The sequence below is a fragment of the Prosthecomicrobium pneumaticum genome, from assembly GCF_014199915.1.
GTDB classification, from domain to species: Bacteria; Pseudomonadota; Alphaproteobacteria; order Rhizobiales; family Kaistiaceae; genus Prosthecomicrobium; species Prosthecomicrobium pneumaticum.
Map to the genome: position 1 here is coordinate 141970 of NZ_JACHOO010000006.1, position 23761 is coordinate 165730.

Genomic DNA, 23761 nt, shown 5'->3' on the forward strand with positions numbered 1-23761 from the left:
CCGTGCACCGTCTGACCGGCCGCCGCCTCAGAGCCGCCGGATGCTGCGCGGGGCGCCGATCCGGGCGATCGCCCCGGCGAGCGGCTCCCTCACCACCTGCATCTGGAAGCCGCTCGCGTGCAGCAGCGTCTCGTCCGCCGCGACGAGCCCGACATGGCCCGGCCAGAAGACCAGATCGCCCCGCCGCGGCGGCCCCTCCGCCGGGCGGCCCACGGCGCTCTCCTGCAGGTCGCTGTCGCGCGGCGCGGCGATGCCGCAAGCCGCGAGCGACAGCTGCACGAGGGCGGAGCAGTCGAGCCCCAGGCTGGTGCGGCCGCCCCAGAGATAGGGCGCGCCGAGAAACCCTTCCGCCACCGCCACCCAGTCGTCCGCATGCGGCGCGTCGAGCGGCGCGACATGACGGTCGACCACCGCCGCGGCGCCGTCCGCGGTCATCCGGTAGAGCGTGCCGCGGGTCTCGACCGCCTCGCCGAGCGCCAGCGTCGCGCCGAGCGACAGCGCCTCGCGCGGCGGGCGCCTCAAGTCCGGCGCCGGATAGAGGAAGGTGCGCGGCACGATCACCCGGTGCGTCGGCTCGGGCGCGAGGGGCCCGAGTGCATCAGCGGAGAAATAGCCGACATAGCCGTCGGTCTCGATCTGGCCCCAGGCCCAGCCCTCGATCGTCTCCTCGAACACCCGCACCACCTCGCCGCGGAGCGCTTCGGTCTCGAAGGGAAGGTCCGGCCGCGGCGCGGCGCGCAGCGGCACGGAGGCGAGCGCGATCCGCCACCGTTCGCCCTCGACGAACTGCCCGGCGGCGACGAGACCCTCGAGCCGGCGGTCGGCGAGATCGGGGCGATGGGCGGCGATGCGGCGGTCGGGCGGCGCGGTCAAAGCGGCAGCTCCCGGGTGCGGGCGACGATCATGTCGCCGAGCCGCTCGACGGCGAGCGCGCCCTCGACCGTGCGCTGCACGACGACATTGCGCCGGTCGGCGGCGTCGCGGCGGCGATCGAGCAGTTTCAGCTTGCCCATCGTGTCGAGCGCCCTTGTGATCGCCGGCTTCGTCACCTTGAGCTTCGCCGCGAGCCCGCGCACGGTGTGGGGCGGCGGCTCGAGATAGACGGTGAGGAGCACCGCCATCTGGCGGGCCGAGAGGTCCGGCTCGCCGTCCCGCACGATGTCGAACATCACGTCGTGCCACAGGCGCAGCGCCTGGCTCGGCCTCAGCTCAACCGGCATGGCTCGACCTCGCGACCCGCTCCGATCGTTTCGGAGGCGTTCCGTTTAGCCGGGCGCGCGCCGTCCTTCAAGCCGGCCGGCCGTAGCGCGCCTCGATGAGGGAAAAGAGCGCGCGGATCGCCTGCGCCTCGCCGCCCTCCGGCCGGGCCGGCCGCGAGGACGGGTTCCAGGCATAGATGTCGGCATGGATCCAGGGGATCGCCTCGGGCACGAAGCGGGCGAGGAAGAGTGCCGCGGTGATCGAGCCGGCCATGCCGCCCGAGCCGGCATTGTTGATGTCGGCCATCTTCGAATCGAGCATCGCCGCATAGGGCCGCCAGAGCGGCAGCCGCCACAGCGGGTCGCCGACCCGCTCGGCGTGCCCGGAAAGCGCGGCGGCGAGGGCGTCGTCGCGGGTGAAGAAGGGCGGCACCTCCGGCCCGAGCGCCACCCGCGCCGCGCCGGTCAGCGTCGCGAGGTCGATCAGCAAATCGGGCGTCTCTTCCGCGGCAAGGGCGAGCGCGTCGGCGAGCACGAGCCGGCCCTCGGCGTCGGTGTTGCCGATCTCGACCGAAAGCCCGGCGCGCGAGCGCAGGATGTCGCCGGGGCGGAAGGCATCGCCCGAGATCGCGTTCTCGACCGCCGGCACGATCAGCCGCAGCCGCACCGGCAGGTTCATCGCCATGATCATCTCGGCGAGGCCGAGCGCGTTCGCCGCGCCGCCCATGTCCTTCTTCATCAGGAGCATGCCGGAGGAGGGCTTGATATCGAGCCCGCCGGTGTCGAACACCACACCCTTGCCGACCAGCGTCACTTTCGGATGATCGGCCTCGCCCCAGGTGAGATCGACGAGGCGCGGCGCGCGAGCCGGCGATGCCGCGCGGCCGACCGCGTGCACCATCGGGAAGCCGGCGGCGAGCAGACGGTCGCCGACCACCTCCTCGACGGCCGCGCCATGGCGAAGCGCCGCGGCGCGGATCGCCTCGGCGAGTTCGGCCGGGCCGAGATCGTTCGCCGGCGTATTGACGAGGTCGCGCACCAGCGCGACGGCGCGTGCGATGGTGCGGGCGCGGTGCGGCGCGACGCCCTTCGGCAGCAGGAGCCGCGGCACCGGTCCGCTGGCGGCCCGATAGCGAGAGAAGCGGTAATTGCCGAGCGCCCAGCCGATCGCGGCATGGAGCGGATCGGGCAGCGCACCGACGAAATCATAGTCGCCCTGCGGCAGCAGGCCGGGCAGGCTGCCCGCCATCAGGGGGTTCCGCGCCGCGCCGTTGCCGCCGACGCCGAACAGCACCTTGCCGAGCGTGCCGAGCGCGGTCGGCAGCAGCGCCACCATGCCGGCGCCGGCGTCGAACCGGCTCGCCCTGGCCCAGGCCGCCTCGGATTCGGAGAGCGTCTCGAAGAGGGCGCCGAGCCCGTCCGGATCGACGACATGGATCGGCGTCGGCTGGTCGCACGCCTCGATCAGGCTGTCGCTCACATCGCGCTCCGGACTGCGGAAAAGGGCAAGGGCAAGGGCAAGGGCAAGGGCAAGGGCAAGGATCATGCCGCCCCGCCCGGCCCGGAGCAAGGCGCGAACGGCCGCAGCCCCGCCAGCCGGTCGGCCCCCTCCCTCCCCCCGTGTCGGGGAGGGCCGGGGTTGAGGTGATTGCGCCGAAGACGGAGGCTCGCCACCGCCCCCGAGAGCACCCGTCACCCCGGCCTCCGTGCCGGGGTCCATACTCGTGACGCCGGGCGAGGGGGTACCGCCACCCGCTGCGCCGCCCGCGCGCCACCTCCACCCCCGGCATCCCGGGCGAGGCGAAGCCGAGACGCGGGACCCATCGCGCGGAGCTCGGGCCGGGTCCGATCGGGGCGACCGTCGCGCGGCCTGATGGGTCCCGGCTTTCGCCGGGATGACGGATGGGGACGACCCTCACACCGCCCACCCGCACGATTGGGGATGCCGGCGCGGAGGCCGGCATGACGGATGGTGAGGGCTGTTCGAAAACCTCTCACGGATGCGAGAAGGCGCCATCGGGCCGCTGAACGCCGAGACCGTCGGGGCCGCCGAGCCCCCTCACCACCCGAGAGCACCCGAAGCACCCGTCACCCCGGCCTCCGTGCCGGGGTCCATACTCGTGACGCCGAGCCGCCCGCGCGCCACCTCCACCCCCGGCATCCTGGACGAGGCGAAGCCAGCCCCGGGATTCATCAAGCCGAGCAATGCATCAGGGGCGGCACGACAACGCCTTGCCGCACGATTATGGAGGCCGGCACGGAGGCCGGCATGACGGATAGTGAGGGCCGTTCGAAAACCGTTCACGGATGCGAGAAGGCGCCATCGAGCCGCTGAAGGCCGAGACCGTCGGGGCCGCCGAGCCCCCTCACCACCCGAAGCACCCGAAGCACCCGTCACCCCGGCCTCCGTGCCGGGGTCCATACTCGTGACGCCGGGCGAGGGGACACCGCCACCCGCCGGGCCGCCCGTGCGCCCCCTCCACCCCCGGCATCCGGAACGAGGCGAAGCCAGCCCCGGGACCCATCGCGCAGAGCTCGGGCCGGGTCCGATCGGGGCGACCGTCGCGCGGCGTGATGGGTCCCGGCTTTCGCCCGGATGACGGATGGGGACGACCCTCACACCACCCACCCTCACGATTATGGAGGCCGGCACGGAGGCCGGCATGACGGATGGTGAGGGCTGTTCGAAAACCGTTCACGGATGCGAGAAGGCGCCATCGAGCCGCTGAAGGCCGAGACCGTCGGGACCGGAGAGCCCCCTCACCGGCCCGAAGCACCCGTCACCCCGGCCTCCGTGCCGGGAGTCCATACTCGTGACGCCGCGCCGCCCGCGCGCCCCCTCCACCCCCGGCATCCCGGGCGAGGCGAAGCCGGGACCCGGGATTCATCGCGCAGAGTTCGGGCCGGGTCCGATCGGGGCGACCGTCGCGCGGCGTGATGGGTCCCGGCTTTCGCGGGGATGACACATGGGGACGACCCTCACACCACCCGGCCGGACGATTATGGATGCCGGCACGGAGGCCGGCATGACGGATGGTGAGGGCTGTTCGAAAACCGTTCACGGATGCGAGAAGGCGCCATCGAGCCGCTGAAGCCGGAGACCGTCGGGACCGGAGAACCCCCTCACCACCCGAGAGCACCCGTCACCCCGGCCTCCGTGCCGGGAGTCCATACTCGTGACGCCGGGCCACCCGTGCGCCACCGCCACCCCCGGCATCTCGAGGCGAAGCCAACCCCGGGATTCATCAAGCCGAGCAATGCCTCAGGGGCGGCACGACAACGCCTTGCCGCACGATTATGGATGCCGGCACGGAGGCCGGCATGACGGATGGTGAGGGCTGTTCGAAAACCGTTCACGGATGCGAGAAGGCGCCATCGGGCCGCTGAACGCCGAGACCGTCGGGGCCGCCGAGCCCCCTCACCACCCGAGAGCACCCGAAGCACCCGTCACCCCGGCCTCCGTGCCGGGGTCCATACTCGTGACGCCGGGCGAGGGGACACCGCCACCCGCCGCGCCGCCCGGGCGCGGCGCAGCCGAGGTCCATGATCGTGGCGCGGCAAAAACGTACGCCGCCACAGGCCGTCATCCCCGGCGAGGCGAGACCCGAGGATCCCGGACCCGTCTCATCGGGCAACGGGCGTGGCGGGAGCGCCCCCGTTCCTCTCCCGAGAGGAGAGAACCGAGGCCGCCCTCACGTCGGCATGCCAGACCGGACCCGAGACCCGCTCGGGCCACCGCCTCAGAAATGATGCGCCAGCGAGAATTGCGCGCCGGTCGCCCAGCCGCCGGAATAGGCGCGCACCAGGCCCTTGCCGGTCAGGTCGAGGAAGCCCTCGATGTCGCGCAGGGTCAGGCCGAGATCGGCCTCGACGATGTCGGCCGGAGAGGACAGACCCTCGACCATCCAGCGGAACCCGGGCGCGGCGAGCGAATAGGCGGTCAGCGACCGATCCGTGTCGAACTGATGCGCATAGGCGACCCGCCCCGTCGCGCCGAACAGGAGGTTCTCGCCGACCGGGCCGAGCAGGTCGAAGCGGGCGCCGGCCGAGACAATTCGGGAATAGACATCCGAGCCGTCATAGTGGTTGCCATAGATCGGTTCGTCCTCCGACCAGCTCGGTTGCTTCAGCCAGTCGAGCTGAGCGAGCACGAAGGGCGAGATCGCGAGCCCGCCGAACTGGTGGCGCACGCCGACCTCCGCCGCCATGCCGAGCGCGGCGGCGTCGAAACTGCCGGTCACCAGGCGGCCGAGCGCCAGCCGGCTGATGCCGTTTTCGGTCCGCCCGCCGGTGACGAGGCCCTTCACATAGGGTCCCGCGTCGGACCAGGCGGCGGCATAGAGACCGAGCGTCTGGCTCACCACCGATCCGCTCGACCAGCGGTCCGGCACGGAGAAGGGCGCATCGCCCATCGAGAAGGCGACGCCGACGAGCGCGTTCGGAGACAGACGCCGCTGATAGCCGCCCGACAGGTCGTTGACCGTCTGCTCGGTGGTCGCCGTGTTCGGATTGCCGTCGCGGTCGCCCTCGAGCCGGGTCGCCCCGAACCAGGCCTCGCTCTCCTCGGCGCACTCGGGCAGCGGCCGCTGCGGATCGAAACGGCAGCCGATGGCGCCGTCGGCCTGGCCGAGCATCGCCGAGGCGAAGGCGGCGCGCGCCGCGAAGGTCGCCCCCGGCACGGCGTTGAGCGCCTCGCCGTCGAGTGAATCATAGGCCGCCTGCAATTCCGGCAGGGTCGGAATCTGCAAGAGCTCGTCAGCGATCACCTGATAGGCCGGCACGCCGAAGGACTGGATGGCGTTGACCGCCTCGCCATAGCGGTTGGCGTTGGGGGTCAGCCCGTCCGGGGCGTAGTCGACGTCGTAGTCGAGATAGAGCGTGTCGGGCGAACCGTCCTCGAAATCGAGCGACGCCTGGAACACCGCGGTGGTCGAGGGCGTGCCGGTGCTGAAGGTCGGATAGATGGAGAGCCCGTCATCGGTGAGGCCGCCGGCGGCCGACAGGATCGGGATGTGGAAAGTGCCCGGTTTGCCGGCGCCGGTCGCCGGGTTGAGCGTCACATAGCCGTCGAGCTGCGCCGTGCCGGTCACCGCGACGAAGTCGGTGTAGTCGAGCGCCGGCGCGCCGGTCTGGAAGGCGATGTCGACGACGAGTTGCGCGTCGGCGTTCTGCAGATAATTGCCGGTGATCGTGGTGAGCCCGTTCGCATTGCTCGCGGACATCACCGAATCGACCCCGCCCGGCGAAAAATAGCCGTTGTTGGTGAAGAGATTGCCGCTGCCGAGATAGACTGTCTTACCCGAATCATAGGTCGATCCGGCGCCGTTCAGCAGCGCGTTGGTGCCGCTGCCGAGCCAGATACTGCCGACGATCAGGCCGCCATTGCGGTTCTCGATCGAATCATTGCCGCTGGTGCCGGAGATGACCGTGTCGGCGATGCCGCCGAGCGTGACGAGCGTGGCCGGGTCCTCGAGATCGCCCTCCGCGTCGTTGACCACGGAATTGGTGGCGCCGCCGACGAGGGCGATCGCCTGGCCGCCCGTGCCGCCGGAGATCAGCCCCTTATTGGTGACGGTGAGATCGCCCAAGGTGCCCGCTCCGGTGCTCTCGACTTCGAGCGCGATGCAGCCGGCGCCGGCGCAGGCGATGCTGCCGCTGCTCGTCGCCGTGACGTCGCCGGCGTCGCCGCTCGCCGCCGAGGAGACCAGACGGACGGCGCGGAACGTGCCGTTCCAGTCGACGACGCCGTCCGTGTTGTCGAACGACACCGGGCCGGAATCGCCGGTCGCCGAGAGGCTCTCGCCGAGCACGGCGGAGTTGGTCCCCGCCGCCGTACTCGCCACCCGGCCTCCGGTATTGTCGATCGAGACCGTGCCCGAATCGCCGATCTCGCTCTCGCTCGAGGCATAGAGCCCGATCGCGGTGAACCCTTCGATCACACCGCCGGCATTGCTGACCGAGACGTCGCCGGACTGACCGACGCCGACCGGATCATAGACCATCGACCGCGCGACGACACCGTAGCTCGAGGCGCCGCCGAGCCGGACCGTGCCGGCATTCGAGACGGTGACGTCGCCGGAATCCGCATCCGTCGCGATGCTCAGCGCCATGATGCCGGCGGATTCGTCGCCGGCGACCGTCAGCGCCGCATCATTGGTCACCGTCACGGCGCCCGCGGCGCCCGCCTGCGCGCCGACCGGCGTGCCGTCCCAGAAGAGATTCTGCGCGACATAGAAGCCGTCGCCGTTGACGCCGCCGACGCTCAGCGCCGTGATGCCGTCCGAGCGTGTGCCGACCGTGCCGACCGCACCGTGATTGGTGACGGTGACGGTGCCGCCGCTGCCGCCGACATCGCTCGGCGCGCCGGCCGTGCCGGCGAGGCCAAGGGTGCCGTCGGCACCGGCCGTCCAGGTCGCGGTCTTGCAGAGCGGCACGACGTCGGTGTTACAGGATTCCTCCGAACCGCCTTCCCCGCCCAGACCGGCCGCGCCCGCAGCGCCCGCAGCGCCGGCGCCGCCGGCGATGCCGCCGAGGCTCTGTGCGAGGATCGCCGAGGCATGGTCCGCCCCGGTCGTCGCGAGCGTCGCGACATTGGTGACCACCACCGCGCCGCCATTGCCGCCGCCGCCGCCGACGCCGCCCGTGCCGCCCTGGCCTCCGGCACCACCATCGCCGCTCACCCCCGCCGATTCGGTGAGGGGTGTGGCGACATGGCCGGCTTCGCCGCCCGTGCCGCCCTGGCCGCCCGTGCCGCCGACGCCGCCCGCGCCGCCGACGCCACCGAGGCTCTCGGCGAGAATGGCGGTCTTGCCGGCGACGATCAGGGCGAGCGGATCGGTCGTGGTGACGGTCGCCGTGCCGCCGGTGCCGCCCGTGCCGCCTTTGCCGCCCGTCCCGCCTTCGCCGCCCATGCCGGCCGAGCCGCCGTCGCCGGCGATGCTCTGATACTCGATCTGCGCCCCGATGCCGGCGCCGCCCGTGCCGCCCTGGCCGCCGGTGCCGCCCTCGCCGCCGACGCCGCCGGTCCCGCCGGCACTCCGCGCCGCGATGCCGATCTGCGTCGCCGTCAGCGTGCCGGCATCGAAGGTCGCGGTGGCCGCGCCGCCCGCGCCGCCGGTGCCGCCCGTCGCGCCGTCGCCGCCGAGACCGCCCGTGCCGCCGGTGCCGCCCGCCCGCTCCGCCGTGCCGAGCAGGCTCGCCGTGAACGCGGTGCCGGCGCCGCCGGTGCCGCCCTGGCCGCCCGTGCCGCCCTCTCCGCCGGTGCCGCCGACGCCGCCTGTGCTCTCGGCGATAAAGCCGTTCGTCACCGTCGCCGCGCCGAACGTGGCCGACAGGTCGACCGTGCCGCCGACACCGCCCGTGCCGCCGGCCCCCGCCGCGCCGCCGACGCCGCCCGTGCCGCCGGAATTCGCCGCCGCGGAGACGAGCGTCGGCAGCGCGCCGGACGACTCGACCGCCGAGACCGCGTCGGCGCCCGTGCCGCCCTGGCCGCCGGTGCCGCCCTCTCCGCCCGCGCCGCCCTGACCGCCGGTCGAGGCGAGGTCGGCGAGCATGCCCGCCGTCGCCGTCGCCGGTCCGTCGAGCGAGAAATCGATATCGCCGCCGATGCCGCCCGTGCCGCCCGTGCCGCCATTGCCGCCCGTGCCGCCGACACCGCCGACGCCGCCGGAAACCGCATAGGCCGAGGTGTTCGGAACGACGAGCGGCGGGAAGATGATCGCCATCAGAACCGGCACCGTGCCGGTGTCGCCGACGCCGCCCGCGCCGCCCATGCCGCCCGTGCCGCCGATCTGCGCCGCGCCGCCCGCGCCGCCGGTCGTCGACAGCGTGAACGCGGTGGCGCCGCCGACGGTGATCGCCGAGGCTTCGGCCGCATAGGCGAGCGGCGCCGAGGCCCCGCCCGTCGCCCCGTCCGAACCGGCGGGCACGTTGTCGAGGATCGAGGCGACGGTCAGAACCGTGTCGCCGGTATCGACGAGCTGATAGGTGAAACCGCCCTCGGTCGGGCTGTTCGTCGGCGAGGTATAGGGCACGCTGTTGATCGTGTAGATCGCGTCCTGCGACTGCGCGCCGAGCGGCGTCACCGTCACTTCGTTCGGCGGGTCGCCGAAGGTGACCGCAGCAGGCGGGTTGAGCGCGAGTTCGCTCACCGGCGTGGGGTCGGAACCGGTGAGGATCAGCGTGCCGCCCGCATTGCGCGCCTGCGTCGAGACGGTGAAATCATGGCCGTCGCCGATCTCGCCCGAAACGGTCAGCACCGTCACGGTGGTCGGCGGCGTGCCCGGAATGGTGACGTCCGCCGTCTCGGCGGCGAAGGTCGCGCCCGTCCAGCTGTGGCCGTTGATCGCCGTCTCGACATCGGCCAGCGTCGAGCCGGCCGGCATGGCGATCGTCACCGCGGATTCCCCCTCCGGGGTGATCACGATGTCGAAAGCGTTGCCGCTGTTGAGCGGCGTCGAGGCGGTGAGGGCCGTGCCCGTCCCTGTGCTCAGCGTCATCGCGCTGGCGAGCTGCGAGACGGAGACGGTATAGGTGCCGGCGTCCGGCGTGCCGCTCGGGCTCGCGGTGACGCTCGTGCCGCTCGCGCTGATCGTGGTCGACGACGCCCCGCTCGGCGCGTCGATGCCGGTGCCGCCGGCATGCGTCGTGTAGCTGCCGAAGCTGTAGAAAGCGGCGCAGGCGATGCCCCAGCTCATCTGATCGCAGGAATAGCTCGCCGCGCTGCCGGTCGTGCCGGAAAGGCCGGTGCCGGGAATGCCCGTGACCGGATCGGCCGCCGTTCCCGTGTCGCTCTGGCTGGTCGGTGTGGTGTAGTCGACCGGATCCGCGGAGGCGGCCCCGCCTCCCAGAACCAGCGACAACAGAACGAACGCGCAACTCGAGCGCGCAGAGAAAGAAGATTGCCGCATTTCAGCCCCCGGACGCCTAGAGGACGCCCCACTCTCAGGGAGCACGCATCGGACGCCTATCGCAAGGGCACTTGCCGCCGACGAAGGCGGGCGCGACGAAAATCCGATCCATTTTGGAGTTAATCTGCCTGATGATAAGGCATAAATATATCTCCGTTAGACATGTCTAGACTCCCGCATCGGTTGTGGCGGGATGAAATTCGGCGGCCAGGGAACTTTATCGTTCCCTCTCTGTTCTAGCCATGCGAGACTGCTCGTCGGGGAGCCGCGGGCGCCCTATGTCCGAACGTACGCTCCGGTCGTGCGAAGGCCGGCCGATCACAGGGGGTAAGGCCATGATCCGTTGGAAATCCGCGGCCGCCGGGCTCGCGCTGCTGCTCTCCGCCGGGCTCGGCGCGGCGCAGGCGGTGACCGTCTCGTCGAAGATCGACACCGAGGGCACGCTCCTCGGCACGATGATCGCGCTGGCGCTCGAGGCGAAGGGAATCGGCGTCGAGAACCGCGTCGCGCTCGGGGCGACGCCGGTCGTCCGGCAGGCGCTGCTCGCCGGGGAAATCGACATTTATCCGGAGTATACCGGTAACGCCGCCTTCTTCTTCAACAAGGCGGACGATCCGCTCTGGAAGGATGCCGCGAAGGCCTATGAGACGGCGAAGACCCTCGACGGCGCGGCGAACGGCATCGTCTGGTTGACGCCGGCGCCCGCCAACAACACCTGGGCGATCGCGATTCGGGGCGATGTGGCGAAGGAGAACGGCCTCGCCACCCTCAGCGATTTCGGCAAGTGGGTGACGGAAGGCGGCACGGTGAAGCTCGCCGGCTCGGCCGAATTCGTCAATTCCGCCGCCGCCCTGCCGGCCTTCCAGTCGACCTATGGTTTCACCCTGAAGCCCGATCAGCTGCTCGTGCTTTCGGGAGGCGACACCGCGGCGACGATCAAGGCGGCGGCCGAGCGGACCGACGGCGTCAACGCCGCCATGGTCTATGGCACGGATGGCGGCATCTCGGCCGTCGGCCTCGTCGTGCTCGAGGACGACAAGAGCGTGCAGCCGGTCTATCAGCCGACGCCGATCATCCGCAAAGCCGTGCTCGACGCCGATCCGCAGATCGCCGGGATCCTGAAGCCGGTGTTCGAGAGCCTCGATCTCGCGACGCTGCAGGACCTCAACGCCCGCGTCCAGGTCGGTGGCGAGTCCGCTTCCGAGGTCGCGAGGGATTATCTGCGCGCGCGGGGCCTCGTCGAATAGCGGCCCGCGCGGGCAGGGCTCCCCGTGTCCTCCGCCACCGTGGAACCGGCCGCGCGAGGCGGCCGGCTCGATCCGCTCGGCGTCGTGCTCGCGGTGACCGGTCTCGCCGGTCTCCTCCTGCCCTTCGCGCTGGCGCGCGCCAACCGGCTCGTCGCGGGCACGGCGGAAAGCCTCGTCGCGGCGCTGCCGCCCGGCGCGGCGGCGGCCACCCTCGCGGTGCTCGCCGCGGCGCTCGGGCTCGCGCTGCCGCGGACCGGCCCGTGGCTGCGGCTCGCCGCCGGCGTCGCCGGCCTCGCCGCGCTGGCGCTCGCCATCGGCCTCGTCCCGCAGCACCTCGTCGCCGAGGGCGACCGGCTCGCCCGGGTCGGCCCGGGCGCCGGCTTCTGGCTGCTCGTCCTCGTCTTCGCCATGCTCCTCGCCGACGCGACCGCGCGGCTTTCGCTTTCCCCGGCAGCCCGGCTCGGCCTCCTCGCCGCCGCAATCCTCGCCGTCGCCGGCCTGTTCGCCTCGGGCCATTTCGACGGCCTGTCGATCCTGCGGGAATACGCGAACCGGGCGCCCGCCTTCTGGCGCGAGGGGGCACAGCACATCCGCCTCGCGGTCGGCTCGCTCGCCGCCGCCGCGATCGTCGGCCTGCCGCTCGGCATCGCCTGTGCGCGCCGGCCCGGCCTGCGCGCCGCCGTGCTGCCGGTCCTCAACATCGTCCAGACCGTGCCGTCGATGGCGATGTACGGCCTGATGATGGTGCCGCTCGCGCTCCTCGCCGCCCATGTGCCGCTCGCCGCCGCGCTCGGCATCCGCGGCATCGGCGCGGCGCCCGCCCTGATCGCGCTCTTCCTCTATTCCCTGCTGCCGATCGCGGCGAACACGGCGATCGGCATAGCCGGCGTGCCGACGAGCGTGCTCGAGGCCGCCGACGGCATGGGCATGACGCCCCGCCAGCGGCTGTTTCGGGTCGAGCTGCCGCTCGCTCTGCCGGTCATCCTCGCCGGCATCCGCATCGTGCTGGTCCAGAATATCGGCCTCGTCACCATCGCCGCGCTGATCGGCGGTGGCGGCTTCGGCACCTTCGTCTTCCAGGGCATCGGCCAGGCGGCGACCGATCTCGTCCTCCTCGGCGCCCTGCCGACCATCGCTCTCGCCTTCGTCGGCGCGGTTCTCCTCGACGCCCTGATCGACGCGCTCGAAAGGACGCCCCCGCCATGATCGAGATCGACGGCCTCTCCCGCCGCTTCGGCGACGTGCTCGCCGTCGACGACGTATCGATGACGATCGAGAGGGGCAGCATCACCGCGCTGGTCGGCGCCTCCGGCAGCGGCAAGTCGACGCTTCTGCGGATGATCAACCGGCTGATCGAGCCGACCGCCGGCACGGTGCGGATCGACGGGCGCGACACCGCCACGGTGCCGCACGAGACGCTGCGGCGCGGCATGGGCTATGTCATCCAAGGCAACGGCCTCTTCCCGCACTGGACGGTGGCGCAGAACATCGCCACCGTGCCGCGCCTCGTCGGCTGGCCGAAGGCGCGCATCGCGGCGCGCGTCGATGCCCTTCTCGATCTGTTCGGCCTCGATCCGGCGGCCTACCGCGACAAATATCCGGCGCAGCTCTCGGGCGGCCAGCAGCAGCGTGTCGGCGTCGCCCGCGCGCTCGCCGCGGAACCCGCCGTGATGCTGATGGACGAGCCCTTCGGCGCGCTCGATCCGATCATCCGCGCCCAGGCGCAGCGCGATCTCGGCGCCATCCAGCGCCGCCTCGGCACGACGATCGTCCTCGTCACGCACGATATGGAGGAGGCGATCCGCCTCGCCGACCGGATCGCCGTGATGCGCGCCGGCCGGCTGCTCCAGGATGCGACGCCGGCCGCCCTCCTCGCCGACCCGGCGCCCGGCTATGTCGCCGAGCTCGTCGGCGCGTCGGACCGCGCCTTCCGCCTGCTCTCGCTGCGGCCGGCCGCCGAGCTCGCCGAGCCGGGCACCGCCGACGGCCCGCCGCTCGATGCCGATGTGAGCCAGCGCGAGGCGCTCGGCGCGCTGCTGTCGCGCGGCGCCGACGCCGTGCCGCTCGCCGGGCCGGAGCCGCGCATCGTCACGCTCGCCGCGCTCCGCCGCCGGGCGGAGGTCCCGTCGTGAGGATCGCGGTCGACAGACGGCGGGTCGATCCGCTCCGCCCTTCGCGCGTGCCGGCCGGCGCGGCGTCGGACGCCCGGCCGGCCGATCCCGCCGCGGCCCGCCCGGCCGGGCTGCTCCGGCGCGCCCTGCCCGCCGTTCTCCGCCTCGCCGCGCTGGCGCTCCTCCTCGCCTTCCTCTTCATGCCCGAGCGTTTCGCGCCCCTCTTCGCGCCGCTGACGCAGAATGGCGCGCCGGCGATCTATGCCCGCACCAGCCTCGTCGACCTGACGCTCGGCCATCTCGGCCTCGTCTTCGGCGCGACGCTCGCCGGCGGGCTCGTCGCGCTCGCCCTCGGCATCCTCGTCACCCGGCCGCGCGGCGCCGCCTTCCTGCCGCTGTCGCGCACCCTCGTGCAGATCGGCCAGACCTTTCCGCCCGTCGCCGTGCTCGCCCTCGCCGTGCCGGCGGTGGGCTTCGGCGCCGAGCCGACGCTGATCGCGCTCTTCCTCTACGGCCTGCTGCCGATCTTCGAAAACACGCTCGCCGGGCTGCGCGACGTGCCGGCGGCGGCGATCGAGGCTGCCCGCGGCATGGGCATGACGCCGCGCCAGCGGCTGTTGCGCGTCGAGCTGCCGCTCGCCCTTCCCGTCATCCTCGCCGGGCTCCGCCTCTCGGTGACGATCAATATGGGCACCGCGACGATCGGCTCGACCGTCGCGGCGACGAGCCTCGGCGAGGTCATCCTCGCCGGCCTGCAATCGGGCAACACCGCCTTCATCCTCGAAGGCGCGCTCGTCGTGGCGACGATCGCCGTGCTCGTCCACGACGCGCTGCTGATCCTCGAGCGCCGGGTCGGCCGCCGGGCGGCCGGCGCCGCGGCCTGAGCCTCAGCGCGCCGAGAGCAGCGCCGAGAGGTCGGTGTAGCGCGCCGCATCGGCGCGCACGAAGCCGCCCGCGAAGCGCCGCTCGATCGCGTCATAGGCCTCGGGCTGCCAGGCCGCCATGCCGGTGAGCGTGCTCGAAAGCGTCCGCTTCGCCTCCTCCGGCAGGTCGCGCCGCACGACATGCGGCCCGAAGGGAACGCCCGGCGCCTCGAACAGGACGACGAGATCGTCCGGCGCGACGAGCCCTTCCGCCGCGAGGTCGGCGACCGGCCCGGAGCCGGGCGCCGTGCCGAAGCCGGACGGCGCGGTCGTCCAGACGGTGGCGAGGTCGGCCCGGCCGGAGAGGAGGTCGAGCACCGGCGCCTCGTCGTCCTCGCGCGCCACGATCCGTCCGAAGAATTCCTCGGGCGCCGTGCCCGCAGCGCCGAGCGCACCGAAGGGGACGAGCCGGCCGGCGAGCGAGGTCTCGGGTCCGACCGCGATCGTCCGGCCCGCCGCCTCGGAGAGCAAATGCGGCCCGTCCCGCCGGCCGACGATCATCGACCGGAAGCCGGTCGACCCATCGGCCGTCGTGGGCTGGACGAGCGGCTCGACGCAGGCGCAGCGCGCATCGGCCGCGACATAGGCGGCCGCCGACAGCACGGCATAGTCGACCGCGCCGGACGCCGTCGCCGCGACGAGCGCGCCGGTGTCCTTTGCCGGCACGAGCTGGACGTCGATGCCGAGGGCGCGGGCGAGCGCGCTGCGGAAGGGCTCGGCCTGCGCCTGCCGGTAGGCGGGGTTCGCGCCGGCGAGAAGGCCGACCCGCAGCACCGGCAGCGCCGCCCGCCAGTCGGCCGGCGGCACGACCGGATCGGCGGGCGTCGACCCCGTCGTCTCCGGCCCCGAAGTCTCCGGTCCCAAGGTCTCCGGCCCGAAGGTCCCCGGCCCGCTGCCCTCGGCCCCGAAGGTCGCCGAGACGCGCGCCGGATCCTGCTCTTCTTCCCCGCCGAGGTCCGCCCCGGCCTCGTCCGCCGAGACCGCCTGCTCCGGCGCCCCGTCCTGCGCGAAGCCGTGCGGCGCGCCGGCGAGGGTCGCGGCGAGAAGAAGGGCGGCGAGACGCGGCGCGGTGCGGATCACAGAAAACTCCTGCCATGGCGGCCGGGGGAAAGGCCGAGATGGGCGGCGACACTCTCGCCGATCGCCGCGAAGGTCGGCAGCACCCCGGCGTCGCGGCCGGCGATGCCGGGGCCGAAGGCGAGCACGGGCACCTGTTCGCGGGTGTGGTCGGTGCCGCGCCAGGTCGGGTCGCAGCCATGGTCGGCGGTGATCACCGCGAGATCGCCCGGCCGTAGCGCGGCCTCGATCTCCGGCAGCCGCGCATCGAAGGCCTCGAGCGCCGCGGCATAGCCGGCGACATCGCGGCGGTGGCCGTAGAGGCTGTCGAAATCGACGAGGTTCGCGAAGACGAGATCGCCCGCGCCGGCCTCGCCGAGCGCGGCGAGGGTCGCGTCGACGAGCGCCATGTTGCCGCTCGCCTTGTAGAGCTTCGAGGTGCCGCGATGGGCGAAGATGTCGCCGATCTTGCCGACGGCGCGGGTCGTGCCGCCGGCCGCGACGACGCGGTCGAGCAAGGTCGGCTCGGGCGGCGGCACGGCATAGTCGCGCCGGTTCGCCGTGCGCTCGAACTGGCCGGCCCGTTCGCCGGTGAAGGGCCGCGCGATCACCCGGCCGATGCCGAGCGGATCGACGAGGCGGCGCGCCGTCTGGCACAGCCGATAGAGCCGGTCGAGCCCGAAATGCGTCTCGTGGGCGGCGATCTGCAGCACGGAATCGGCGGAGGTGTAGAGGATCGGCTTGCCGGTCCGGATGTGCGCCTCGCCGAGCGCCTCGATGATCTCGGTGCCGGAGGCGTGGCGGTCGCCGAGAATGCCGGGCAGCCCGCCCTCTTCCACGATCGCCGCGGTGAGCGCGGCAGGAAAGGTCGGCTGCGTCGCGGGAAAATAGCCCCAGTCGAAGAGAACCGGCACGCCGGCGATCTCCCAGTGGCCGGACGGCGTGTCCTTGCCCTTCGAGCGTTCCGCGGCATGGGCGGCGATGCCGGCCGGCGGCGGCGCGGCAAGGCCGGCCGGCAGAATTCCGGTCGCGCCGCGCGCGGCATGGCCGAGGCCGAGCCGGTCGAGATGCGGCAGGCGGAGCGGCCCGGCGCGGCAGCCCGCCCGGTCGGCGGCCCCGGCGGCGGCGGCCGCAGCGATATGGCCGATCGTGTCGGCGCCCTCGTCGCCATAGGCGGCGGCGTCCGGCGCACCGCCGATGCCGACGGAATCGAGCACGATCAACACGGCACGCGGCATCGGACCTCACCCCTCACGGACGGATCGGCGAGGATAGGCCGCAGGCCCGGACGGGGACAAGCGCGGCGCACGCTTGCAGCGCGGCGGAACGGCGCTAACGTGGACGCGAAACGAGCGAGCGATGAGGAACACGCGTTGGCAAAGCCGGTCTTCGAGGGCGTCACGGTCATCGACCATCCGCTGGTGCAGCACAAGCTGACGATCATGCGCGACAAGCGCACGCCGACCGCGGAGTTCCGCCAGTTGCTGCGCGAGATCGCGACGCTGCTCTGCTACGAGGTGACGCGCGATCTCGAGATGACGACGACGCCGATCGAGACGCCGCTCGCCGAGATGCGGGCGCCCACCCTCGCCGGCAAGAAGCTCGTCTTCGCCTCGGTGCTGCGCGCCGGCAACGGCCTGCTCGAGGGCATGCTCGATCTCGTGCCGGCCGCCCGCGTCGCCCATATCGGCCTCTATCGCGACCCGAAGACGCTCGTCGCGGTCGAATATTACTTCAAGGCGCCGGAGGATCTCGCCGACCGGCTCACCATCGTCGTCGACCCGATGCTCGCGACGGCGAATTCCGCCGTCGCCGCGGTCGACCGGCTGAAGGAGCGCGGCGCGAAGGATATCCGCTTCGTCTGCCTGCTCGCCGTGCCCGAAGGCATCGAGCGCTTCCGCGGCGCCCATCCGGACGTGCCGATCTACACCGCCTCGATCGACGAGAAGCTCAACGAGAAGGGCTATATCGTGCCCGGCCTCGGCGATGCCGGCGACCGGATGTACGGCACGAAATAGCGCCGCCGCGCCTCAGAACTTCTCGAGCGGCCGGCCGACGGTGCGGGCGAGGTCCTCGGCGGTGGGCGCGATCGGCGTGAAATAGCCGGCCGCCTTCTTCGCCTCGATCTCGACCCGCGCATCGGGCGGGATCAGGTCTTCGGGGATCGGCACGCGCTCGCCGATCGCGATGCCCGAGCGCACGATCGAATCGTGCTTCATGTCGGACATCGAGACGAAGCGGTCGATGCGGGTGATGCCGAGCCAGTGCAGCACGTCCGGCATCAACTCCTGGAAGCGGGCGTCCTGGACGCCGGCGACGCATTCGGTGCGCTCGAAATAGGTCGCCGCCTGGTCGCCGCCCTCCTGCCGCTTGCGGGCATTGTAGACGAGGAACTTCGTCACCTCGCCGAGCGCCCGGCCTTCCTTGCGGTTGTAGACGATCAGCCCGGCGCCGCCCTTCTGCGCCTCCTTCACGCATTCCTCGATGCCGTGCACCAGATAGGGCCGGCAGGTGCAGATGTCGGAGCCGAACACGTCCGAGCCGTTGCATTCGTCGTGCACCCGGCAGGCGAGGCTGCGGCGCGGGTCGGAGAGCGCCGCGACATCGCCGAAGACATAGAGCGTGATACCGCCGATCGGCGGCAGGAAGAGGTCGAGATCGGGCCGGGTGACGAGCTCGGGATACATGCCCGCGGTCTGCTCGAAGAGCGTGCGGCGGAGCGCATCCTCGGCGACGCCGAAGCGCTCGGCGATGCCGGGCAGGTGCCAGACCGGATCGACCGCCGCCTTGGTGACGGTGACATCGCCGTTCTCGCGCACGATCTCGCCGTCGATCGCGAGCCGCCTCAGCCGGATCGCCTCGTGCAGCTCGGCCATGGTGAGCCGCGCCCTCGTGATCGCGATGGTCGGCCGGATATCGACGCCCTCGGCGATCAGGTCGGCGAAGACCTCGGCGGCGAGATGGCCGAACGGGTCGAGCGAGACGATCTTCTTTCCGTCCGCCCATTGCGGATGCGGCCCGATCGGCACGACGGGCGCGGTGTTGCGCAGGTCCGGCCGCTGGATCGGGTTGAGCGCGCCCGACGAGACGGCGAGCGCCCGGTAGAGCGAATAGGAGCCGCCATGGGTGCCGATCGTGTTGCGGTCGCCGGGCTGCGCCACCGTGCCGACGACCGGCCCGCGCGCCCGCGGATCGGCGGCGCCCCAGCGGACGGGAAAGCGGATCGGCGCGCCGGCGCCCGGATGCGAGGTGAGGCGGATATGGGTCGAACGATTGGCCGTCATGATCGGGTCGCTTCCACCGGCTGCGCCGGCATCTCCTGCGCGGAAGCGCCCGAGAATGGCGGGTTTCGTTCAAAGAAGGAAGGAAATTGTTGTGGCTTTCGCCGGGAGCGAAAGGGCTCCGTCAGCAGGGCACGGCGGCGATGAAACCGGCCTCGGCATAGGCGAGGATGTTGCGGTCGCGCGTGACGATCGGCAGCCCGTGATGGCGGGCCGTGGCAATCAACATGCGGTCGGCCGGATCGCCGTGCAGGTCGCCCGGCAGGCTGCTCGCCTCGATCGCCACGTCGCCGGTGAGCGGCAGTTCGCGCACCCCCGGCGATGCCGCGAAGCGCCGGAACCAGCTCTGCGGGTCGGGCAGGAAGCGCAGCGCTCCGCTCTTCTTCGGCCGGGCGAGTAGGCCGATCTCCCAGGCGGAGACGGCCGACACGACAATGCCGCCCGCGCCGCCGGCATGGGCAATGACGGCGTGCGCCTGCTCGGAGAGCTCCAGGCCCTCCGCGAGCCAGATCACCGCGCACGTGTCGAGCAGGACCGCGTCGAGCCGGACGGTCTCGTGCGCCGTCATCGGCTCTCCACGTCCCGCTCGGCGTCGAACACCTGATCGAGGATCGGCGCGGTCAGATCGATGCCGTCGGGAATGAACACCGTCCCCCGCATCGTGCCGAAGGGGTCGCGCACCGGCTTTTCGGCCGCGGCGGGCGGCGTCAGCACGGCGACCGGCTTGCCGCGCTTCGTCACCACGACCTCGCGCAGCCGCCGGTCGCTCAGCCGGTCGAGAATGTCGAGGCACTTCGCCTTGAATTCGGTCGCGCTGATCGTCAGCGTATCGGCCTTCGCGTCCATGGTCAGCTCCTCTGACCGGTCCGATCGGGACGACCATATGGTGCCGCGCCGCGCCCGCGCAAGGGTGGCCTCGAAGCGGCGGCACGAGAACGGGCGCGGGCGTCCTCACCCCCGCGACAGGACGAACCGCGTCTCCTGGCGGTAGGTCTCGCCCGGCCGCAGCACGGCGCTCGGGAAGCCCGGATGGTTCGGCGCATCGGGCCAGACCTGCGGTTCGAGGCAGAGGCCGGAATAGCCGCCATAGGTCTCGCCGTTGAGGCCGGGGCCGACCGTGACGGTGCGGGCGCCGTCATAGAATTGCAGGCCCGGCTCGGTCGTGACGATTTCCATCGCGACACCCGAGCGGCCGCCTTCGAGCCGGGCGACCGGCTTCGGCGCCGCGGCGCGCGCCGTGCCGACGCAGAAATTGTGATCGTAGCCGAACAGCCCGCCCTCGACCGGGAAGCGGACCGGCCGGGCGATGCGGAAGTCGAAGGGCGTGCCGGCGACCGGCGCGACCGCGCCCGTCGGCACACGCAGCGCATCGACCGGCAGATAGGAGTCCGCCGCGATCCTCAGCCGGTGGTCGAGGATGTCGCCGCGTCCGTCGAGGTTGAAATAGCTGTGCTGCGCGATGTTGACGAGGGTCGGCGCGTCGGTCGTCGCGGTCACCGTCATGGCGAGCGTCGCCGGTTCTTCGACGCGGTAGACGATCCGCACCACGGCGCGGCCGGGAAAGCCCTCCTCGCCGTCCTCGGCGACGATCGACAGCGCGACGCTGGTGTCGTCATGGCCCTCGAGCGTCCAGTTGCGATAGGCGAAGCCGATCGTGCCGCCGTGCAGATGGGTGACGCCGTCCTCGTTGCGGGTCAATTGCACGGCCCGCCCGTCGAGCGTGAAGCGGCCGCCGGCGATCCGGTTGGCATAACGCCCGGCGACCGCGCCGAAGAAGCCGCGATTGACGAGATAGGCGCCGAAATCGGCGAAGCCGAGCACCAGCGGATGGTCGGCCCCGGCGAGCCGCAGATCGCGGATCGAGGCGCCATAGGTGATGATCTCGGTCTCGATGCCGCCGACCCGGAGCGGCACGGCATAGACGATCGACCCATCCGGCATGGTGCCGAAGGCGCGTGCGGGCATCGGACGTCTCCCCCATTTTTCATAGGATGATAGAGACCCCGGCGACAAACGCCAAGCACCGAGCCGACACCTCGGGCCGCCCCGCCGCGGAACCGGCGGTCGCCGGCTCCGCCATCGAGACAAGCGACGCAGCCACCCCCTCTCCCGCGAGCGGGAGAGGGAGGCGGCGCCGGCTGCGCGGAAATTCCCGGCAGACGAGGGGCCGGATCGGCGATCGGAAACTGACGAGCGCACCGCCCGGCTCCCCCTCTCCCGCTCCGCGGGAGAGGGCAGGGTGAGGGCCTTTCCTTCCTTCGCGGTGCGAGAAGAGCCACCCTCACCCTTCGCATCTAAGCTCGCTTCGCTCGCCAGATTTTCAGTCCCGTCATTTGATGGATCGGATCGAGCTTGAATTTTTCGGGCTCGATGGTCCATCGCTCGACCCGGATTCATCTGGCCGCGACGGCGGTCGTCGCCGCTGCGCTCCGACCTGCCGGACTGGCGCTGGCTGATCAGGGCTGCGGGGCTGGTCTGGCGGGCAGAAGTGATCGACACTGCGGTCGAAGATCTGTGCCGCCACGTCCGCCTCGCCTTCGATGCCATGATCGGTCGGGAGAAGGACATGATTCCGGAACCCGTCCTCGTTGCAGCGATCGCCACCGCGCCGATCGGCGCGTTCACTTTCCTGCCACACCTGCTGGAGTGCTGATCGTGAAGGTGAAGATGATCCTGCCCGCGCTCACCGAAGCGAAGAGCCCATTCTGGCGCCCGATCAAATATTCTCTGTTCCCGCCGCTTGGGCTGGCGACGCTGGCGGCGTTTCTTTCACCGGAAGACGAAGTTGAGCTCGTCGACGATCATGTCGAGCGTCTCACCACTTGCGACACGCCCGATATAGTGGTGATTCAAGTGTATATCACAAACGCGTACCGCGCCTATGCGCTGGCCGACCAGTATCGCGCCAAAGGCTGTTACGTCGTGCTCGGCGGGCTGCATGTCACCGCCCTTCCCGACGAGGGCGCGCCGCACGCAGACAGCATCTTCATCGGCCCGGGCGAGCAGACCTTCCCGCAGTTCCTCCTCGATTTCCGCGCCGGCCGCCCGCGCCCGCGCTACTCTTCGACGAATGGCCGCACGATCCACGGCTTGCCGCCCGTACGCCGCGATCTCATCAAGCGCGAACGCTATCTCGTCCCCAACTCGATCGTCGTGACGCGCGGCTGCCCTCAGCATTGCGACTTCTGCTACAAGGATGCCTTCTTCGCCGGCGGCCGCTCCTTCTATACCCAGCGTGTGGACGAGGCCCTCGCGGAGATCGAGCGGCTGCCCGGCCGCCACCTCTATTTCCTCGACGACCATCTGCTCGGCGACCGACGTTTCGCCGAGGGGCTGTTCGAGGGAATGCGCGGCATGGGGCGCCTTTTCCAGGGCGCAGCGACGGTAGACAGCATCCTGCGGGGCGATCTCATCGAGCGCGCGGCGGAGGCCGGACTGCGCAGCCTGTTCGTCGGCTTCGAGACATTCGACCCGGAAAATCTTCGCACCAGCAACAAGAAGCAAAACCTGGCGCGAGATTATGCCGAGGTCGCCCGTCGACTCTCCAGTCTCGGCATCATGATCAACGGGTCATTCGTGTTCGGGATGGATGAAGACGGAACCGATGTGTTCAGCCGCACGGTCGACTGGGCGGTAGACCACGGAATCACGACCTCGACCTTCCACATCCAGACACCCTATCCAGGCACCCGCCTCTATCAGCGGCTCGCGGCCGCGGGGCGCATTACAAGCCATGACTGGGACCGCTACGACACACGCCACGTCGTCTATCGCCCCGCGCGCCTCAGTCCCGAGGCGCTGAAGGCCGGATATGACCGCGCCTATCGCGACTTCTACGGCTGGCCGAACATCGCGCGCGCCGCGGCGGTACACAGCAGCGCGAAGCACCGGGCCAAGCACTTCTTCTACGCTGCCGGATGGAAGAAGTTTGAACCGCTCTGGGACCTGTGTATCAAGGCGCGCCAGCTGGGGGCTATGACGCCGCTGCTAGAGGCCGTCCTCTCCCGCGTCACGCAGCAACGGCCGTCGACCACAGCGCCCTCTGGGATGATCAACTCGGCATGAGGCACAGCGCTCTTCGGCCGGGTCGCCGCCGTCGGGTTGGGGGCATCACGCGCGGCGATGTGTTCGTGGTGCTTTTCCCATGACGCGCGGCACGGATCGAGCGCGCCTCCTCGCCCCAACGACGAGATGCCGGGGTCGGACGTGGAGGCTCGGGCCGACACGGAGGGCGAAAGCTGCAATTCGGACCGGGCATGGCGAGATCACCGAGGACCGTGACGAGGGCCCCGCTTCCGCGCCTCCCATGAGCGGCGGCCCGCAACGACCGCAGCCACGCCGCACCCTCGCCCCTACCGCCCCTCCGCATACCTTTCGAAGAACCGCACGTCGTCGATGAGGATATCGCGCAGACGGGCGAGGAGGCGGGGGTCGGCCTCGACCGCGGCGCGGTCCGGATCGGGCGGGGTCTCGTTGACCCGGATCTGCGCGTCGAGCGGGCGGCCGATCGCCGCCGAAAGGCGGCCGATCGCCGCGACGCGGTTGCGATGGTCGGCGATCTGGTCGAACCGCTCCATCGGGAAGCCGCCGAAATAGGACCGGCTGTAGAGGGTCCGCAGCAATGGCAGGCGCGCCATGGCGAGGACGTCGAGGCCGGCGTCGAGGACATAGTCGTGCAGCGGATTGCCGTGCCCCGGGCATCGCTTCCAGAAGAAATAGATCGAGATCATATTCTCGACCGGCGGGCGCAGCATCGTGAAGAGGTAATCGCCCGGCGCAAGGGCATAGCGCCCGGGATGGTAGTGGCCGTGGATGCAGAGCTTGCCCTCGGGCGGTTCGATCCGGCCGGCGACGGCGGTGGCGGGATCGAGATTGCGGCGGGAGACCGGATTGGCGGGGCCGTCGTCATATTGCCCATGGAAGGCTTCGCCATAGGCGGCGGCGAGCGCGGTGGCGAGCGAGGTTCCGCCCGCCTTGGCGACATGAACGGAATAGAGCCGGGACATGCTTGTCTCTCGAGGGATGGCGGCCACTT

The 23761-nt window shown here is 71.4% G+C and carries 18 protein-coding genes; 7 read left to right on the forward strand and 11 right to left on the reverse strand.

Going from position 1 to position 23761, the window contains the following annotated elements; translation table 11 throughout:
* Positions 1 to 27: 27 nt before the first annotated feature.
* The 4 genes from GGQ63_RS14840 to GGQ63_RS14855 form a co-directional block, all read right to left on the reverse strand.
* Positions 28 to 873 carry a C40 family peptidase gene (locus GGQ63_RS14840; protein WP_183857174.1) on the reverse strand — a complete coding sequence of 282 codons (846 nt, stop codon included), beginning with the start codon at positions 871 to 873 and terminating at the stop codon, positions 28 to 30.
* Positions 870 to 1220, reverse strand: coding sequence for a MarR family winged helix-turn-helix transcriptional regulator (locus GGQ63_RS14845; protein WP_183857176.1), 351 nt, complete (start codon positions 1218 to 1220; stop codon positions 870 to 872). Before GGQ63_RS14845 ends, GGQ63_RS14840 begins: the two co-directional genes overlap by 4 nt.
* Before the next feature lie 67 nt (positions 1221 to 1287).
* The gene (locus tag GGQ63_RS14850; protein ID WP_425502080.1) at positions 1288 to 2679 is read right to left on the reverse strand and encodes a leucyl aminopeptidase family protein; all 1392 of its coding nucleotides are present in this window, start codon (positions 2677 to 2679) and stop codon (positions 1288 to 1290) included.
* 2260 nt (positions 2680 to 4939) lie between these two features.
* Positions 4940 to 10060, reverse strand: coding sequence for a hypothetical protein (locus tag GGQ63_RS14855; protein WP_183857180.1), 5121 nt, complete (start codon positions 10058 to 10060; stop codon positions 4940 to 4942).
* Between the two features lie 383 nt (positions 10061 to 10443).
* Between GGQ63_RS14855 and osmF the strand changes: the two genes are divergently transcribed.
* The 4 genes from osmF (at position 10444) to GGQ63_RS14875 (ending at position 14350) form a co-directional block, all read left to right on the forward strand.
* The gene (osmF, locus tag GGQ63_RS14860; protein WP_183857182.1) at positions 10444 to 11355 is read left to right on the forward strand and encodes a glycine betaine ABC transporter substrate-binding protein OsmF; all 912 of its coding nucleotides are present in this window, start codon (positions 10444 to 10446) and stop codon (positions 11353 to 11355) included.
* A gap of 24 nt (positions 11356 to 11379) precedes the next feature.
* Positions 11380 to 12561: an ABC transporter permease gene (locus tag GGQ63_RS14865; RefSeq protein WP_343061160.1), complete on the forward strand. Its 1182-nt coding sequence runs from the start codon at positions 11380 to 11382 to the stop codon at positions 12559 to 12561.
* On the forward strand, positions 12558 to 13487 hold the full coding sequence (locus tag GGQ63_RS14870; RefSeq protein ID WP_183857184.1) for an ABC transporter ATP-binding protein: 930 nt from the start codon (positions 12558 to 12560) through the stop codon (positions 13485 to 13487). Before GGQ63_RS14865 ends, GGQ63_RS14870 begins: the two co-directional genes overlap by 4 nt.
* 179 nt (positions 13488 to 13666) lie before the next feature.
* Positions 13667 to 14350: an ABC transporter permease gene (locus tag GGQ63_RS14875; protein WP_183857583.1), complete on the forward strand. Its 684-nt coding sequence runs from the start codon at positions 13667 to 13669 to the stop codon at positions 14348 to 14350.
* Positions 14351 to 14353: 3 nt separating this feature from the next.
* Here GGQ63_RS14875 and GGQ63_RS14880 read toward each other — a convergent pair whose 3' ends face one another.
* Positions 14354 to 15469 (reverse strand): PhnD/SsuA/transferrin family substrate-binding protein, encoded by a 1116-nt coding sequence (locus tag GGQ63_RS14880; protein WP_183857186.1) that lies wholly within the window; start codon positions 15467 to 15469, stop codon positions 14354 to 14356.
* On the reverse strand, positions 15466 to 16683 hold the full coding sequence (locus tag GGQ63_RS14885) for a phosphopentomutase (RefSeq protein ID WP_183857188.1): 1218 nt from the start codon (positions 16681 to 16683) through the stop codon (positions 15466 to 15468). The genes GGQ63_RS14880 and GGQ63_RS14885 overlap by 4 nt, the downstream gene beginning before the upstream one ends.
* Before the next feature lie 135 nt (positions 16684 to 16818).
* Here GGQ63_RS14885 and upp point away from each other — a divergent pair, with 135 nt between their 5' ends.
* Positions 16819 to 17463, forward strand: a complete 645-nt coding sequence (upp, locus tag GGQ63_RS14890) for a uracil phosphoribosyltransferase (RefSeq protein WP_183857191.1) — start codon at positions 16819 to 16821, stop codon at positions 17461 to 17463.
* A gap of 12 nt (positions 17464 to 17475) precedes the next feature.
* On the opposite strand, the gene GGQ63_RS14895 is transcribed toward upp, so the two are convergent.
* The 4 genes from GGQ63_RS14895 to GGQ63_RS14910 all read right to left on the reverse strand — a co-directional run bounded on the left by GGQ63_RS14895 (position 17476) and on the right by GGQ63_RS14910 (position 20691).
* Positions 17476 to 18732: a GTP cyclohydrolase II gene (locus GGQ63_RS14895; protein ID WP_183857584.1), complete on the reverse strand. Its 1257-nt coding sequence runs from the start codon at positions 18730 to 18732 to the stop codon at positions 17476 to 17478.
* Between the two features lie 118 nt (positions 18733 to 18850).
* On the reverse strand, positions 18851 to 19294 hold the full coding sequence (locus tag GGQ63_RS14900) for a type II toxin-antitoxin system VapC family toxin (RefSeq protein WP_183857193.1): 444 nt from the start codon (positions 19292 to 19294) through the stop codon (positions 18851 to 18853).
* Positions 19291 to 19572 carry a type II toxin-antitoxin system Phd/YefM family antitoxin gene (locus GGQ63_RS14905; RefSeq protein WP_183857195.1) on the reverse strand — a complete coding sequence of 94 codons (282 nt, stop codon included), beginning with the start codon at positions 19570 to 19572 and terminating at the stop codon, positions 19291 to 19293. The genes GGQ63_RS14900 and GGQ63_RS14905 overlap by 4 nt, the downstream gene beginning before the upstream one ends.
* Positions 19573 to 19677: 105 nt before the next feature.
* Complete coding sequence (locus GGQ63_RS14910; RefSeq protein WP_183857197.1) at positions 19678 to 20691, reverse strand: aldose epimerase family protein; 1014 nt, start codon at positions 20689 to 20691, stop codon at positions 19678 to 19680.
* A gap of 469 nt (positions 20692 to 21160) precedes the next feature.
* Between GGQ63_RS14910 and GGQ63_RS14915 the strand changes: the two genes are divergently transcribed.
* Positions 21161 to 21379, forward strand: coding sequence for a diacylglycerol kinase (locus GGQ63_RS14915; protein WP_281380212.1), 219 nt, complete (start codon positions 21161 to 21163; stop codon positions 21377 to 21379).
* Positions 21380 to 21381: 2 nt separating this feature from the next.
* Positions 21382 to 22791, forward strand: a complete 1410-nt coding sequence (locus GGQ63_RS14920) for a B12-binding domain-containing radical SAM protein (RefSeq protein WP_183857199.1) — start codon at positions 21382 to 21384, stop codon at positions 22789 to 22791.
* A gap of 287 nt (positions 22792 to 23078) precedes the next feature.
* Here GGQ63_RS14920 and GGQ63_RS14925 read toward each other — a convergent pair whose 3' ends face one another.
* Positions 23079 to 23732 (reverse strand): hypothetical protein, encoded by a 654-nt coding sequence (locus GGQ63_RS14925; protein ID WP_183857201.1) that lies wholly within the window; start codon positions 23730 to 23732, stop codon positions 23079 to 23081.
* Positions 23733 to 23761 lie beyond the last annotated feature (29 nt).